Genomic DNA, 15,441 nt, shown 5'->3' with positions numbered 1-15,441 from the left:
CAGGTCGAGACATGTCATGCCCCAATCCGGTGCGGTCCTAGCGTCTACGTACACACTTCGTTACCGGATCACCCCTCGCGGCGTTGGCCTACAAACGACGGCTGGCCCCCTGCGGAGTGCTTCCTGCCCTTTGCTACCGACCGCTGCCGCGGCGCAGCATCCACCCGGCGGCCGCCACGATCAGCGCCGCCCCCAGCCACCCGCCCGCATCCAGCCGTTCACCCATCCACACCACGGCGAACAGCGCGCCCCAGGCGGGCTCCGTCCCCATCAGCAGCCCCACGCGGCTGGGAGAGCCGTGGCGCAGTGCCCAGTTCTGCGCAAAGAAGGCGAACACCGTGCAACCCAGCACCAGGTACAGCGTGGCCCCCCAGAAGGCGGGGGCTTGCGGCAGCGGCGGCAGGCCACCGGCTCCCACGGCCAACAGCAGGCAGCCGATGCCGACCACGGCCGACTGGACCGCCGTCAGCAGCAGCATGGGCGCCTGCGCATGGCGGCGCGTGAGCTGGCTGGTGGCGCAGGCGGTCAGGGCCCGCAGCACGGCGGCGGCCAGGATGAGGCCGTCGCCTGCATTCCAATGCTGCGGCCAGCCCCCCGCGAGCAGCGCGGCACCTGCCAGCGATACGGCCGCAAAGGCGAACACCGCGCGCGCCGGCCGGCGGCCCAGCAGCCCCCATTCCGCGAACGGCGTGAACACCACGCACAGGCTGATCAGAAAGGCCGCATGGCTGGCCTGCGTCAGCGCCACGCCATAGGTTTCGCACAGGAAGATCGCCGTCAACAGCCCGCCCAGCGGCAGACCGGCGCGCAGGGCGGCCCGCCATTGCGCGCGGCTGGCGCCCACGCAGGCCGGGGCCAGCAGCACGGCGGTCAGCAGAAAGCGCACGGCCAGAAAACCCAGCACCGGGTAGAACGCAAGCGCGCCCTTGGCCACGCCGTAGCTGGTGCCCCAGACGATGGCGACCAGCAGCAGCGCGGCGTCGGCAGCACGCAGCAGCCAGGGGGAAGAAGGAGAAAGAGCCGCGAGAGCGGGAGAGGACACAGACATGGGGCGCATCGTAGATTTGCGCACCACTGACGATAATCCATCCGTTCAGCACAAGATCTCTTCCATATGCGCACGAATGAAGCCCTCGACAGCCTGCCCGACATGGCCGTCTTCGCGCGCGTGGTGGCGGCCGGCAGCTTCTCTGCCGCGGCGCGCGGGCTGGGGCTGACGCCTTCGGCCGTGAGCCGGCAGGTGGCGCGGCTGGAGGGCGTGCTGCGCGTGCGGCTGCTGGAACGCACCACCCGCCAGCTGCGTCTGACCGAAGCCGGCCGTGCCGCCTATGCGCGGTGCCAGCCGCTGGAAACGGCTGCGCGCGAGGTGCTGGCCCTGGCCGGCGATGCGGACGGCACGCCCCGCGGGCTGGTGCGCATGAGCGTGGCCAAGGCCTATGGCCGCCAGCGCATCCACCCGCTGGTGCCGGCCTTCCTCGCAGCGCATCCCGAGGTGGATCTGCAGCTGGTCGTGACCGACCGCACGGTGGATGTGTTCGCCGAAGACATCGACCTGGCCTTGCGCATCACCGATACGCCTCCGCCCGGCCTGGCCGGACGGCCACTGGAGACGGTGGAGCATGTGGTCTGCGCCAGCCCCGCCTACCTGGCGCAGCGCGGCATGCCCCAGCACCCGCGCGACCTGGCGCGGCACGATTGCCTGCCGCTGGGCGAGGACGAGCGCGACCGGCACTGGCGCTTCGTGCGCGCGGGCGGCGCCAGCCGCACCGACACGGGTGCGGACACCACCACCGTCGCCGTGCGCGGTCGCTACGTCACCAACCACAGCGAGATGCGGCGCGACGCCGCCCTGGCGCACCTGGGCATCGCCAGCCTGCCCGGCTTCACGGCGCGGGCCGCGATCGAAGCCGGCACGCTGGTGCGTGTGCTGGCCGGCTGGCGCCACACCACCGCCTATTCCGGAACGGCCTGGCTGCTGTACCCACCCAACCGTTTTCTGCCGGCGCGGGCCCGGGCCTGGATCGACCACCTGGCGGCGGCCCTGGCAACGGGCTGAGCCGGCGGCGGAGGACCGCAGCACCGTACTGCTGCGCCTGCAGCCGCGGTGGCAGGGGTGGATGCCGCTCAGGGCCGGTGGGCTTCAGCCTTCGGAGCCGGAGGGCGCGCCAAGATTCGCGCGTCGCGGAACGTCCATTCGCGCGGCACCTGCTTCCATCGGTAGTGGCGCAGCTGCACGGCGGCCATGGGCTGCGCCGCCGCGATGTCGATGCGCAGCGGCATGGCGCCGACCTCCCAGGCCAGCGGCAGCGGCGCCTGGGGGTCCCGCGCCCCGGGGTCGTCGATGTACCGGGGCGCCAGCATGCTGGCTGACGGCATTTCGCGCCCCTGGGCGTCGAGCGGAACGGCCAGGGTCCAGAGCCCTTCGCGCACCGCGGCCGGGGGCCTTGCCTGGTCGATGGACAGGCGCTGCGGCGCGGTCCACACGATACGGGCGTTCGGGTTGCCCTGCGATTGCGCACCGGCGGCGACCCGTTCGGCCTCCGCCCATTCATACACCTCCACATCCACCGCCATGCGCACCGCGTCCAGCGGTTGGAGCTGGGCCGCCGTGGCCTGCAGCGGCAGGCGGAACGGGAACATCACCTCGTTTTCGTTCACGCGGTACCGATCCGCGGCGACCAGCTTGCGCAGGGTCAGCACCGGCGCGACGCCGGGCAGCGCGGCGCCCTGGGCGTCCAGCAGGGCGACCGAGCGGAGATGGGCCACGACCATCGGGGGCATCACGCCCTCATCGGTCGTGCCCGGGGGTGCCACGCCGAATTGCCCTCCGATCGCCAACCAGGGGCGGTGCCCCTTGGCATTCGGGCGCGCCGCAAACAGCAGCTGCTCTTCGAGCGTGTCCAGCGCGGAGGCGGGCAGCATCCAGTCCGCCAGCTCGCCCTCCTTGTCCCGCACGGGCCGGTAGGCGCCCGGATCGTCCGAGGGCGCGGAAAAGGGCGGGTTCGCCAGAGCCTGCAGCATGTCGTCGCGGATCTGCCGGTAGGTGTCGGCGTCGCTGGTCTGCGTCAGATCGGGGCCCTCGCCGAGATGGGTGGCGTTCAAGCGCAGTGTGGCGGCCGGCCGCCCTCCGCGCGCCTCGGTCTGCAGTTCAAGCCGCAGCTCGACCGGCATGCCGTCGCGGCGGCGCAGGGCCTGGCGCCCCTGGCCGCGCATGCCCGTACCTTCCAGGCCCACGTCCATCACGGCCACGTCGTCGGTCAGCGCACGCACCCGCAGGCGCGAGGTGAGCACGCCCCATTGCGCGGAAGGCTCCTCGCGCACGATCTCCTGGCCCACGGCCAAGCCCTCTGGCAACCGCAGCGGGCGCAGGCCGGCCACCTGTTCGCGGGGAGCCATGCCGTCGGCAAGCTCCGGGTGGCGCGCCTGCAGGGCCGCAAAGGCCGGGGCGTCGACGGCACGGACGCCGCGGGCCACGCCCTGCGCGTCCACCGTCATCTCGAAGCCGCTGCCGATCACGGCCAGCACCTGCTGCTCCTGCGGATCGTCTGGGCTCAGTGCCAGGGAACCCGACCCAGAGCCTGTGCCCGCTGGCCCGAACCACAAGGTCCGTTGGCGCACCGTCTGGCTGCCATCGGCTCCGGGGGTCACGGTCACCGCGCTGAAACTCGATCGCTCAGGCATCACCTGCTGGCCGTCCACCGTGATGCTCTGCCGGACCAGATAGATCTCCTGCGGCGGCGCAGAGGCCGCCACCGGCGCCGAGCACCCCGCCAGCCACACCAGTCCCATGGCCCACACCGGGCCGCATTGCCATCGCATCCTTCGCTCCCCCCTCGCTGGTGTAGCTATCTAGAAAGCCATCCGCGCACCGAAGACGCCTCGCTTTCGCGCTCTCAGAACCTTAGCAGACGGTGCCGATGGCCTGTGGCCTGGGAAGGGATACGGCCCCGGCCGCGCCCGCGGGCCCGTGCCGCGCGATGACGGCGTGCGCGCCCCCGTCAGCCGTTCACGCTGCCGTCCGCGCTTTTCAAGCAAAAATGGCTTGCAGCGCTTATCCAGCAATCGTATATCGCTATCAATTAAATAGCATCACACATGCAGCGATCTGGCGCGCTTCAGTCCTCGATGGATTCGTGTGTGCCGGCGCTGCCGCGGCGCCAGTAGCCGGACGCCTTGACCCAGCGCGGATACCACCCGCGTTCGTCGACCAGGTGCGCGCGCAGGGCCTTGGCAGCCGAGGTCTCGCAGGCCACCCAGGCATGCCAGTCGCCAGCCAGCGGGGGCAGCGCGCGCACGGCGGCCAGCAAGGCCGTGGCATCGCCCGCCGCGGCGCCGTAGCGGTGCACCCAGTGGACCTGCAGATCAGCGGCCGTGGGCAGCGGCTGCTCGTCCGCGGCGCCGTCCACCTCCACCACCACGCAAGCCGGCGCGCCCGCGGGCAGCTCCGCCAGGCGGCGGGCGATGGCCGGCAGCGCGGTGTCATCGCCGATCAGCAGGTGCCCGTCGAACGCGGTGGGCAACAGGAAGGAGCCGCGCGGGCCGGCGACACCGATCTGCTGGCCCGGCGCGGCCTGCAGCGCCCAGGCGGTGGCGGGGCCGGCGTCGTGCAGGGCGAAGTCGATGGTGAGGGTGCCGGCGGCGGCATCGTGGGCGCGGGGCGTGTAGTCGCGCATGGCCGGGCGCGGGCCGCCCGGCAGCGGCAGGCCGTCGGGGCCGACCTCGGGCAGCTGCAGCACACCCGTGGCCGCATCAGGCAACAGCAGCTTCACGTGGTCGTCGAAGCCGGGGCTGTGAAAGCCCTCCAGCGCCTCGCCGGCCAGGACGATGCGCATGCAGTGCGGCGTGAGGCGCTGCGCGGACTGCACGGTGAGCACGCGGCGGCGCAGTTCGTGGCGCAGGCGCTGAGGCGCGCGGGCGGCGAGCTGGGCGTCCGTCGGCGCGGGGCGGCGGGAAACGGCAGCCACGGGGGTTGCGAGAGCGGCAGGGGTGTCGGGCAAGGTCATGGAATGCATCCTTTGAAGGAATGGAACGGACAGGTCCGCCGGCGGGCGGCAGGCAGACAGGCAGGCAGGGTCCGCCGGAGTACGCACGCCGGGCCTACAGCCGCTCGATCTGGCGCGCCGCGGCGTCCAGCGCGTCGGCAATGGCGTGGATCTGCGCATCGGCCAGCGGCTCGCGGGCCAGGCGCATGTGCAGCGCCTGCCGCAGGTTGTGCACGGCCCGCTCCACGGGCGCCGGGCGCGGGCCGTGGCCCGGCATGCCGCCGCGCACCGCGGCGCCGCTGTCCATGCGCGCCAGCAGCGCATCGACCTCGGCGCGGTGGGCTTCCAGATGGCCGCGGCCGGTGTCGGTGAGGGTGTGCAGCTTGCGGCCGCCCTCGGCCGAGACGGTGACCAGCCCGGTCTCTTCCAGCAGCGTGAGCGTGGGGTAGATCACGCCCGGGCTGGGGCTGTAGGTGCCGCCCAGGCGGTCTTCGATGGCCTTGATGAGTTCGTAGCCGTGGCGGGGTTTGTCGGCGATGAGCTGCAGCAGCACCAGGCGCAGGCCGCCGTGGCCGAAAACGCGCCCGCCGCCCCGCCGCGTGGCGGGCGAGCGGCTGCGCAGGTCGAGGAATTCAGGATCGTTCATGGTCTTCTTTCGATATATCTTTTAACGCACGATATATCGAATTGAAGGCTTTGATCGCAGGGGACCCGCAGTGCCCTTGCTTGCGTCAGGGTCTGGACAGGGGCTGTGGCCCCGCCAGCGCGCGCCAGTCCGGCTTGCCGGCAGGCCCGGACCAGGCGGCGTGTCACCAGTGCCGCATTCGCCGCATGGCGGCTCACCGGCGAGGGCGCCGGGCAGTGGGGCGATGAAGGCCCGGGCGGTCAGGCCGGGCGAGGCACGGATCGCCCACCCGGCCGCTGCCAAATGGGGCGCGCTGGCGCGGGTAGAGCGGGTACGCAGGCGAGGCGGACGTTCGGACCGGCTCGCGCCGGTCAGGGCCGCCGTCAAGCGCTGGCGAGCCCCGCAGCGTGGCCGCGGGTGAAGGCTTCTTCGAAGACCGAGTAGCCCGACCAGTCGCCATGCGCGAACGCCAGCCGCGCCGTGCCCGGCGTGGGCGGAACGGCTACGCGCTCTCCATTTGATAGCTGGTAGCGCTTATTGGACGGGCGCTGCAGGCCGATTTTGCTCAAAAATGCCTGCAGCCCGGGTACAGGGATGGACATGGCGTGGCCGTAGCGCGTGATCTCCACGCGGGTGGCGCGCTGGGCCAGGTCGGGGTGCGGCACGGCCAGGGTTTGCAGGATGGCGTCGCGCCAGTGCGTCCACGGCTGTTCGGCCAGCAGGCGGCGGCCGTCGGGCACGTCGCCCAGCGCCTGGTAGTAGCTCAGCACGTTGGGGCCGGTGAGCGCGGCGCGCGGGTCCAGCCGCTGGTGGCCGGCGCTCACGTAGCCCAGGCCGCCGGGGTTGCGGTCGGCGTAGAGCACGTTGTCCCAGGCGGGCGCCGCGCCTTCGCGATCGGCCAGGGGCGCGTCGATGTGGATGTTGGCCACCAGCCAGGGCGCCCACTGCAGGCGCTGCGCCGCCTCGCGCAGAAAGTCCGGCTGCGGCTGCACCACGCGCGCGGCCACGAACACCGGCAGCGCGACGATGCAGCGCCGCGCCTGCCAGCGCTCCACGCTGTCGCTGGCGTGGTGGTAGGTGTCCACCTCCACGCCGCGGGCCGTCTCGGCGATGCGCAGCACGGTGCTGCCGGTGCGCATCTGCCCGCCCTGGGCCAGCGGTGCGGCCAGGCGCTCGGTGAGCCAGCCGTTGCCCTGCGGCCAGGTGAGGACGCCGTCGCGCTCGTCGGGCGGCGCGGATTCGCCGGGCGCGTGGAAGCCGTGGCGGCTGGCGAAGTAGTGGATGCCCGCCCAGGCCGACACGCGCTGCGGGCCGGCGCCGTAGTCGTCGCGGCAGCAGTAGTCGAGGTACCAGCGCAGATAGGTGTCGTCGAAGCCCTCGCGCGTGAGCCAGGCGTCGAAGGTCAGGGCGTCCAGCGCCAGCACCGCGGGCGCCAGCGGGCGGCCGGGCGTCCAGGTCTTCATCGTGGGCATGGCGAAGCGCGCGGCGCGCGACAGCTCGGCCACGCTGGCGGCGAAGCGGCGGTACTGCGCCAGGGTGGACTCCGGCACGCCGGCCACGGGCAGCAGTCCTTCCTGCCACTGGCCGCCGATGAAGAGCCGCTCCTGCGGGCTGTGGCACAGGTGGCGCTCGTCGTAGCGCCAGCGCCCGGCCTCGCGCCGGCGCAGGCCCAGCTCTTCCAGCAGGTCCTGCACCTCGCGCGCATCGTTGCCGGGCACGGGCAGGTAGTGCGCGCCCAGCGGGCAGGCGATGCCGCCCACCTGGCCTGCGCGGCTGTTGCCGCCGGGAGCGTCCTCCAGCTCCAGCAGCATGTAGTCATCCACGCCGGCCAGCCGCAGACCGCGCGCGGCGGCCAGCCCTGCCACGCCGCCGCCGGCGATCACGACCTGCGTGCGGCGCACGATGGAAGGCTCGGGCCAGGGCTCGCCTTTGGCCAGCCGGTCGCGCAGCGCATGGCCGCGTTCCATATCGATGCCGGTGAAGCCGCCGGCCGGTGCGGCGGGCTCGCGTTCGCAGCCGGCCAGGGCCAGGCCCGCTGCGGCCGCGGCGCCCGCCTGCAGCAGCGTGCGGCGGCGCACGGGGGAAAAGGGTGTCTGGGACATGGCCCCACTCTACGGCACGCGCGTGAAGGGGCCTTGACGTCCCCCTGCCGGGGGATCGGCTACCGGCGCCGCAAGCCGGCCGCAGCGCCTGCGGACAGCCGGTCAGTCGACGAAGCGGATCTGCTTGACCTCGAACTCGGTCTTGGAGAAGTCACGGTCGAGCTTGCCGGTCAGCTCCAGCGCCTGGTTCGCGTCGAAGCTGCGGCCCACGGGCATGCGCTTGGGCGAGATCTCCACGGCCATGCGGCCCGTGGCGTCCTCGAAGGTGTAGTTCTCGCCGCCGTCATGGGAGACGACCCGGCCGCGCAGCACGGCGTACTCGTCGTCGCGGCCGCTCTTGGTGAGCTGCTGCACGGTGGCCTGCGGCACGCTGCTCGGACCCGTGTATTCGGCGTGGGCCGGAAGGGCGAGCAGGAAGGCCGAGGCAGCGATCACGGAAGCGGCGATGGTCATGGGATAGGGCATGGTGAACCTCCTTGGGATGAATGGGTAGGTGAGGACTCCATTGCACCGCGCGAACATGAAGCCCACCTGAGGGCGCCGCATTCTTCGGACTTTTTTGCATGTGGGGTGCGCCCGGCCCGGCGGGCCGTGCAGGCGCCTGCGCCTGCGCACGTGTCGATGGCGGTGTGCGGGCGGGCCGGCCGGCCGCTCAGGCGGGCCAGTCGATGACCACGCCCAGGCCGTGCGTGCGCCCGTCGGGCGTGGCGGCGCGCGGCAGCCCGTCCTCGAAGCGCAGCGTGCCCCGGTGCAGTTCCACCGTGCGCGCAACGATGGACAGGCCGAGCCCGCTGCCGCCCGGCACGCCCGCCCGCTCCTGCGGCGACGTCAGCACGCGGAAGAAACGTTCGCTCAGCCGCTGGCGCAGGGCCGGGTCCACGCCGGGGCCGTCGTCCAGCACGGCGGTGCGCACGCCGCCGCCGGGCAGGGGCTCGGCCCGCAGCACGATGCGCCCGCCGCGCGGGCCGTGGCGCGCAGCGTTCTCCACCAGGTTGCGCAGGGCGCCGTGCAGCAGCACCGGGTGGGCATGGATCCGGTCCGCATGGCACTCCAGCTCCAACTGGGGCGCGCCTTCTCCACCTTCGCCCGGCAGCAGGGCCCGCTCGTCGCGCAGGGTCTGCAGCAACGGCGCCAGCGGCAGCCATTCGCGCGCCAGGGTGTCGGGGCGCTCCGGGTCCATGCGGGCCAGGGTGAGCAGGTTTTCGACCAGCCGGGTGCAGCGGTCCACGTCGTCGCGCAGGGGCTGCAGCGCCGCCGGATCGGCCGGGGCGCCTCCGCGCCGCTGCATCAGCTGGATGCGGCCGCGCAGCGCGGCCAGGGGCGTGCGCAGCTCGTGCGCGGCGTCGGCGGTGAAGCGGCGCTCCGCATCGAGCGCATGCGACAGCCGGCCCAGCACGGCGTTGAGCGCGCCGATGATGGGCTGCAGCTCGCGCGGGTCATGTTCCGGCGGCATGGGTAACAGATCCTGCGGCGACTTGGCCGCCACGCGGCGCGCGGTGGCGTCCAGCGGCCGGAGCGCCTGGCGGATGGCCACCCAGCACACCAGCGCCAGCAGCGCCAGCAGCCCGAGCGCGGGCACGGCCAAATCCTCGGCCATCTCGGCCAGCAGTTCGGTGCGGTCGGCCCAGGGCTGGCCGACCTGGGCGGAGAACTGCCCGTCGCGCGAGGGCAGCACGTACACGCGCCATGGCTCGCCGCCCAGGAACACGTTGCGGTGGAAGCCCTTGGCCTCGTCCAGTTGCGGCACAAAGGCCTGCTCCGGCGCCTTGCTGGCGCGGCGCAGCACCTGGCCGTCGCGCGCCACCAGCTGGTAGTAGAGCTTGAGCTTGGCGGGCTCGCCGGCAGCGGCGGGATCGTCCTGCGCCAGCGCGCCGCTGCGGTGCAGCCGGTCGCCCAGCACCAGGGCCAGGCGGGCGCTTTCCTTGAGGGCGTCGTCGAAGACGTCGCTGGTCTCCTTCCAGGCCACGTGCACCACCAGCCCCACGCAGACCAGCCACAGGGCCACGCTGCTGCCCAGGATGGTGGCGATGAGCCGGCGGCGCAGCGAGTACGCGCCCCGCGCGCTGGCGGTGGCAGGCGCGGACGCCGCCCGGCGCGGCCACAGGCGGGCAAGCCCCGGCACGCGCATCACGCCGCCGCCATGCGGTAGCCCTGGTAGCGCACGGTGACGATGCTGCCGCTGCCCAGCTTGCGCCGCAGGTTGTAGATGTGCACCTCGATGGCGTTGCTCTCCACCTCTTCGCCCCAGCCGTACAGCGCCTCCTCGATGCGGGCACGGGGCACCACGTGCGTCGGCTGGCGCATGAGTGCCTCCAGCACCATGAACTCGCGCGCGGTGAGCGGCACCGGCTCGCCGGCCTGCGTCACGGTCTTGCCGGCCGGGTCCAGCGACAGATCGCCATGGCACAGCGCCACGCTGGGCTGCTGTGCCTGCTTGCGCAGGGCGGCCCGCATGCGCGCCGAGAGCTCTTCCAGGTCGAACGGCTTGACCAGGTAGTCGTCGGCGCCCATGTCCAGGCCCGCCACCCGGTCGCTCACCGTGTCGCGCGCGGTGATGAAGATCACCGGCAGCGTGGCCTGGCGCGCGCGCAGCCGGCGCAGCACGGCGTCGCCCTCCAGGCCGGGCAGGCCGCGGTCCAGCAGCACGCACTGGTAGTCGTGGGTGTCCAGGGCGGCGTCGGCCAGCGCGCCGTCGCGCACCCAGTCCACGGCATACCCGTCGCACTGGAGCCAGGATTGGAGGGTTTCGCCGAGAGAGGCGTCGTCTTCTGCCAGGAGTACGCGCATCGGCGCAGTGTACGGGCCGAAGATGAAGCGAAGCTGAGGACAGGCGCGGCGTCCGGCGTCAGTCCGGCCAGCGTTCCTTGATGGCGATGAGCTGCGGCATCTGGGCGATGAACACCTCGACCATGCCGGGGTCGAAGTGCCGGCCCGCGTGCGCGCGCAGGTAGGCCACGGTGTCGTCGATGCTCCAGGGCTCCTTGTACGGACGCCGTGCGGTGAGCGCGTCGAACACATCGGCCAGGGCGACGATGCGCGAGACCACCGGGATGGCCGTGCCGGCCAGCCCCTGCGGGTAGCCGCTGCCGTCCCACTTCTCATGGTGCGTGAGCGCGATGGAATGGGCCAGGCGCAGCACGCCGCCCGCGTGCTCGCCGATGATCTCGGCGCCGATCTGCGGATGGCGGCGCATCACGGTCCACTCGTCCGCATCCAGCGGGCCGGGCTTGCGCAGCACCGCGTCGGGAATGCCGATCTTGCCCACGTCGTGCATCGGAGCCGCGTTGAGCACGTCCTCCGCCCACGCGGGCGGGTAGCCCAGGGCCAGGGCCAGCACCTGGGCGAAGTGGCTCATGCGGATGACGTGCATGCCCGTTTCGTTGTCCTTGTACTCGGCCGCGCGGCCCAGGCGCTGCACGATCTGCAGCCGCGTGGCGCGCAATTCCTCGGTGCGCACCAGCGACAGGTGGGTGCGCACGCGGGCGCGCACCACCGGCGCGCTGACGGGCTTGGTGATGTAGTCCACCGCACCGACCTCGAAGCCGCGGGCCTCGTCCCGGGATTCGGTCAGGGCCGTCACGAAGATCACCGGAATGCCCGCCGTGGCGGGGTCTTCCTTGAGCGCGCGGCACACGGCGTGGCCGTCCAGCTGCGGCATCATCACGTCGAGCAGCAGCAGATCGGGCTGCTGCTGCCGGGCGAGCTGCAGCGCGCGCTCGCCATCGGTGGCGAACAGCAGGCGGTAGTCGTCCTGCAGCATGTGGCGCAACACCTGCAGGTTGGTGGGCTCGTCGTCCACCAGCAGCAGGCGGGGCCGATGGTCTTCCTGGGGCGTGATCATGGCGTGGGCGCAGAGGGAGGCGGGGCGGGTTGCGAAGGGCCGGCGGCGGCCGGCAGCGGCGGCGCGAGGTGCCTGCGCAAGGCGCGCAGGCAGGCCAGGGCCTCGTCAAAATCGAAGCGGTCCAGTGCCTCGTGCAAGGTACTGAGGGTCACCGCCGGCAGCCCGCGGTCGAGCTGGCCCAGCGGGCCTGCGGCCAGCTCGCCATGCGCCAGCGCGCTGGCCAGGGCATCGAGGGCCGCCAGCACCTGCTGCTGCTCGGCGGGCGGCAGCGGAGCCGGCGCAGGCGTGGTGCCGCGCAACTGGGCATCGGGGGCCTGTGGATGGACCAGCGCCGCCCGCACCGCGGCCAGCGCGGGGGCCAAGGCCTCCAGCGCCTGGCGTACGCCGTCCGGATCACCCCGGCCCGCGCTGCGCTCCAGGCGCAGGGCCTGGTCTTCCATGCCGGCCAGTGCCAGGTTGGCGGTGGCCCCGCGCAGGCGGTGCGCGCCGGCCGCCAGCGCCCCCCAGTCGGCTGCGTCCAGCGCGGAGCGCAGCGCAGCCACCATCGGCTCGGCATCCTGCAGGAAGCGCTCGATGGCCTCGCGCAGATAGCGCGCCTGGCTCCACAGCCGCAGACCGCGCTCCCAGTCGATGGCCTGGGCCGGTGCGGGCTGCGGCGGAGCGGGGTCGTCCGCCCCCTCTCCCGCATAGGCGCCCGCCAGGCGGGCCTCGCCCCGCACGCCGATCACCCGCGCGATCTCGGCCATCAGGCGCAGCGAGTCGACAGGCTTGGTGGCGAAGCCGTCCATGCCGGCCGCACGCGCGTTGCGGCGGTCCTGCTCCAGCACGCTGGCCGAGAGGGCCACAATGGGCGTGGCCTGGCGCTGCTCCGCGTGTTCGATGCCGCGCAGGCGGCGCGTAGTCTCCAGGCCGTCCATGTCGGGCATCTGCAGGTCCATGAGCACCACATCGAAGCGCTGCTGCAAAAACGCCGCCAGCGCCTGGGCGCCGCTGGCGGCCAGCGTGACCTTGTGGCCGCCGCGCTGCAGCGAGATCTGCAGCAGCTCCAGATTGGCAGGCACGTCGTCCACGGCCAGCACCCGCAAGGTGGGCAGCGCCGCGCTGCGCCAGCCACCGCCCGGCGTCCGCTCGTCCGCCGGCCCGGCGTCCTGAACGCGCAGCGGCAGCGTCACGGTGAAGGTGCTGCCGTGTCCCACCTGGCTGTGCACGGCGATGCTGCCGCCCATGAGTTCGCACAGCTGCCGGGCGATGGTCGTGCCCAGCCCCGTGCCGCCATAGCGGCGCGTGGTGGAGGCATCGGCCTGGGCGAACGGGTCGAAGATGCGTCCGATGCCTGCTTCGTCGATGCCGATGCCGGTGTCCTGCACCTCCAGCGCCAACCAGCCGTCCTTGCCGCGCACCCGCAGCGCCACCTGGCCTTCGTGCGTGAACTTGATGGCGTTGCCCAGCAGGTTGAGCAGCACCTGCTGGATGCGGAACGCATCGCCCAGCCAGCCTTCGGGCACGTCGGGCGGGTAGTCCAGCTGCAGGTCCAGTCCCTTGCGGGCGGCGCTGATGCGCAGCGAGGCCAGGATCTGGTCGCACAGCTCGCGCAGGCTGAACTGCGCCAGCTCCAGCTCCACCGCGCCCTTTTCCAGCTTGGCTGTGTCCAGGATGTCGTTGAGCAGCCTCAGCATGGAGCGGGCGGCATGGTGCACGGTGCCCAGGTGGCGGCGCTGCGTGCCCTCCAGCGGCGTCTCCAGCAGCGCCTCGGTGAAGCCGATGATGGCGTTCATGGGCGTGCGGATCTCGTGGCTCATGTTGGCCAAGAAGGTGCTGCGTGCCGTGGCGGCATGCTCGGCACGCTCCTTGGCCGCACGCAGGTCCTGCTCCATCGCGCGGCGCCCGGTCAGGTCGGTGGCGAACTTGATGACCTTGAACGGCCGGCCTTCCGCATCGAAGATGGGGTTGTAGGTGGCGTACAGCCAGACCTCGCGCCCCTTCTTGCCTAGGCGCAGGTATTCCCCGGCCTGCACCTCGCCCCGCGCCAGGCACTGCCAGAACGCCTGGTAGCCGCCTTCGAGCACGAAAGCGGGCGCACAGAACAGCGCATGGTGGCGTCCCTGCACCTCTTTCAGCGTGTAGCCCATCAGCGCCAGGTAGTTGGCATTGGCGGTCAGCACGCGGCCTTCGAGGTCGAACTCGATGATGGCCTGCGAGCGGCCGATGGCTTGCACCGTGCCGGCGAACTCGGCGTTTCGCGCCTTCGACTCCGTCACGTCCACGATCACGCCATCGATCCAGGTGAAAGCCCCCTGCTGCCCATGCCGCGCGCCGCGGCCCGTCTCCGACACCCAGCGCAGGCCGCCGTCGCGCGCCGTGATGCGGTATTCCAGCGCATAGGGCAGGCCGGCGTCCAGCGCCTGCGCCACCTCGGCCGCCACGCGGTCGCGGTCCTCGGGGTGCAGGATGCGGCCGAAAGTGATGCGGCCCTCGAGAAAATCGGCGGCGGGCCAGCCGGTGAGGGGCTCCACCGCATCGCTCACGAACAGCATGGTCCAGTCCGCATCGTTGCGGCAGCGGAAGGCCACGCCGGGGATGTTGCTCACCAGCGAACGCAGCTGCTGTTCGCCGCGCAGGCGCTCCTGCTCGATGGCGTTGCGCTCGGTCAGATCGGACAGGTATCCCACGTACACCGGGGGGCCAGGCAGATCCACCCGCCCCACCACCAGGCGCACGGGCACCAGCGCACCGCTCCTGTGCAGGGCGAAGACGCCCTGCGGCCCGCTGATGGCGCGGGCCTCGCCGCGCGCCAGGTCGCGGGGCAGGTAGCGCTCCATCGCATCACTGTGGGCGGGGTCGGCGATCAGGGCGATGTGGCGGCCCACCGCTTCGTGTGCACGCCAGCCGAGCAAGCGCTCGGCTGCGCCGTTGAAGGACTGGATGGTGCCGTCGGCATCCGCCATGACGATGCCGTCGATGGCCGTCTCCACCACGGCGCGCAGAAGCGACTCGCTCTGCGTGGTGGTGCGCAGCAGCATGCGGGCACGCAGCCCCACCAGGATCACGGTGACGGCCAGACCCACCAGCACCGCCAGCAGCGCGATGGCCAGCGCCATGTAGCGCGCCTCCTCCGGGTCGGCCGGCGAGGCCACCTCCACCGGCCCCACCACGCGCAGCGCGTCCATGCCGACATAGTGCATGCCGGCAATGCCCAGCCCCATCACCAGCCCGCTCAGCAGCGCGACGGCGCCGGGGCGGTGGCTCCAGCGCCGCAGCAGCACCAGCCTCAGCGCCAGGGCGGCCGTCGCCATGGCCACGGCGAACACCACCGAGGCGATGAATCCGCCCACGTCGTAGCGCAGCACGGGCGCCAGCTCTGCGGCGGACATGCCCGCGTAATGCATGCCGCCGATGCCCGCGCCCATGATGGCGCCGCCCCACAGCACCGAGCGCACGCCCGGCCGCCGTTGCGCCAGCACATGCAGCGCCATCCACGAGGCCGCCACGCTGGGCAGGAAGGAAAGCAGGGTCACCCAGGGCACGAAGCGGCCCTGCGCGCACAGCTCGTAGGCCAGCATGCCGACGAAGTGCATGGCCCAGATGCCGCCGCCCAGCGCGATCGAGCCGGCAGCGATGGTGAGCCGGCGGTGCAGCCCGGAAGGCGCCTGCGCCGCCAGCGAGGCCAGGCGCAGCGCCATGGCAGAGGCGGCGACGGCCAGGGCGACCGATAGCGCGACGAGCCAGGGATCGTGGCTCGCAAGGTGGAGAGAAGCGTTCCGCTCGACGCCGGCAACGAAGAATTTCTCGAGCATGGAGCGTACGGAAGTTGGAGGCAGCGCGCGATTGTGCCGGAAATCGCGCCTCCGATAGTCTGCGCATTCGCGCCCGGCGGGTGCGATTGCATTTTTT

The 15,441-nt window shown here is 72.4% G+C and carries 11 protein-coding genes; 1 reads left to right on the top strand and 10 read right to left on the bottom strand.

Annotation, left to right across the window (positions count from 1 at the left end; genetic code table 11):
- Positions 1–133: 133 nt before the first annotated feature.
- The gene (locus QE399_RS07010) at positions 134–1,048 is read right to left on the bottom strand and encodes a DMT family transporter (protein ID WP_309827474.1); all 915 of its coding nucleotides are present in this window, start codon (positions 1,046–1,048) and stop codon (positions 134–136) included.
- 66 nt (positions 1,049–1,114) lie between these two features.
- Here QE399_RS07010 and QE399_RS07005 point away from each other — a divergent pair, with 66 nt between their 5' ends.
- Complete coding sequence (locus QE399_RS07005) at positions 1,115–2,056, top strand: LysR family transcriptional regulator (RefSeq protein WP_309827472.1); 942 nt, start codon at positions 1,115–1,117, stop codon at positions 2,054–2,056.
- A gap of 68 nt (positions 2,057–2,124) precedes the next feature.
- Here the strand turns inward: QE399_RS07005 and QE399_RS07000 are convergent, their stop codons facing one another.
- The 9 genes from QE399_RS07000 to QE399_RS06960 all read right to left on the bottom strand — a co-directional run bounded on the left by QE399_RS07000 (position 2,125) and on the right by QE399_RS06960 (position 15,344).
- Positions 2,125–3,789, bottom strand: coding sequence for a hypothetical protein (locus QE399_RS07000; protein ID WP_309827470.1), 1,665 nt, complete (start codon positions 3,787–3,789; stop codon positions 2,125–2,127).
- A 326-nt stretch (positions 3,790–4,115) separates the two neighbouring features.
- Positions 4,116–5,003 carry a siderophore-interacting protein gene (locus QE399_RS06995; RefSeq protein WP_309827469.1) on the bottom strand — a complete coding sequence of 296 codons (888 nt, stop codon included), beginning with the start codon at positions 5,001–5,003 and terminating at the stop codon, positions 4,116–4,118.
- Between the two features lie 94 nt (positions 5,004–5,097).
- A complete protein-coding gene (locus tag QE399_RS06990) occupies positions 5,098–5,628 on the bottom strand; it encodes a PadR family transcriptional regulator (RefSeq protein WP_309827467.1) in 531 nt (176 codons plus the stop codon).
- Positions 5,629–5,990: 362 nt separating this feature from the next.
- Positions 5,991–7,709 (bottom strand): NAD(P)-binding protein, encoded by a 1,719-nt coding sequence (locus QE399_RS06985; RefSeq protein ID WP_309827465.1) that lies wholly within the window; start codon positions 7,707–7,709, stop codon positions 5,991–5,993.
- A 102-nt stretch (positions 7,710–7,811) separates the two neighbouring features.
- Positions 7,812–8,174 (bottom strand): YgiW/YdeI family stress tolerance OB fold protein, encoded by a 363-nt coding sequence (locus QE399_RS06980; RefSeq protein ID WP_309827464.1) that lies wholly within the window; start codon positions 8,172–8,174, stop codon positions 7,812–7,814.
- A 187-nt stretch (positions 8,175–8,361) separates the two neighbouring features.
- Positions 8,362–9,831 carry an ATP-binding protein gene (locus tag QE399_RS06975; RefSeq protein ID WP_309827462.1) on the bottom strand — a complete coding sequence of 490 codons (1,470 nt, stop codon included), beginning with the start codon at positions 9,829–9,831 and terminating at the stop codon, positions 8,362–8,364.
- A gap of 5 nt (positions 9,832–9,836) precedes the next feature.
- On the bottom strand, positions 9,837–10,496 hold the full coding sequence (locus tag QE399_RS06970; RefSeq protein WP_309827460.1) for a response regulator transcription factor: 660 nt from the start codon (positions 10,494–10,496) through the stop codon (positions 9,837–9,839).
- Positions 10,497–10,554: 58 nt separating this feature from the next.
- Entirely contained in the window at positions 10,555–11,550 is a 996-nt protein-coding gene (locus QE399_RS06965; protein ID WP_309827458.1) for a response regulator, read from the bottom strand.
- On the bottom strand, positions 11,547–15,344 hold the full coding sequence (locus tag QE399_RS06960) for a PAS domain S-box protein (RefSeq protein WP_309827456.1): 3,798 nt from the start codon (positions 15,342–15,344) through the stop codon (positions 11,547–11,549). The genes QE399_RS06965 and QE399_RS06960 overlap by 4 nt, the downstream gene beginning before the upstream one ends.
- Positions 15,345–15,441: the final 97 nt, after the last annotated feature.

Origin of the sequence: Paracidovorax wautersii (assembly GCF_031453675.1) — a bacterium.
Lineage (GTDB): Bacteria > Pseudomonadota > Gammaproteobacteria > Burkholderiales > Burkholderiaceae_C > Paracidovorax.
This window is presented reverse-complemented; position numbering and strand designations above follow the sequence as displayed.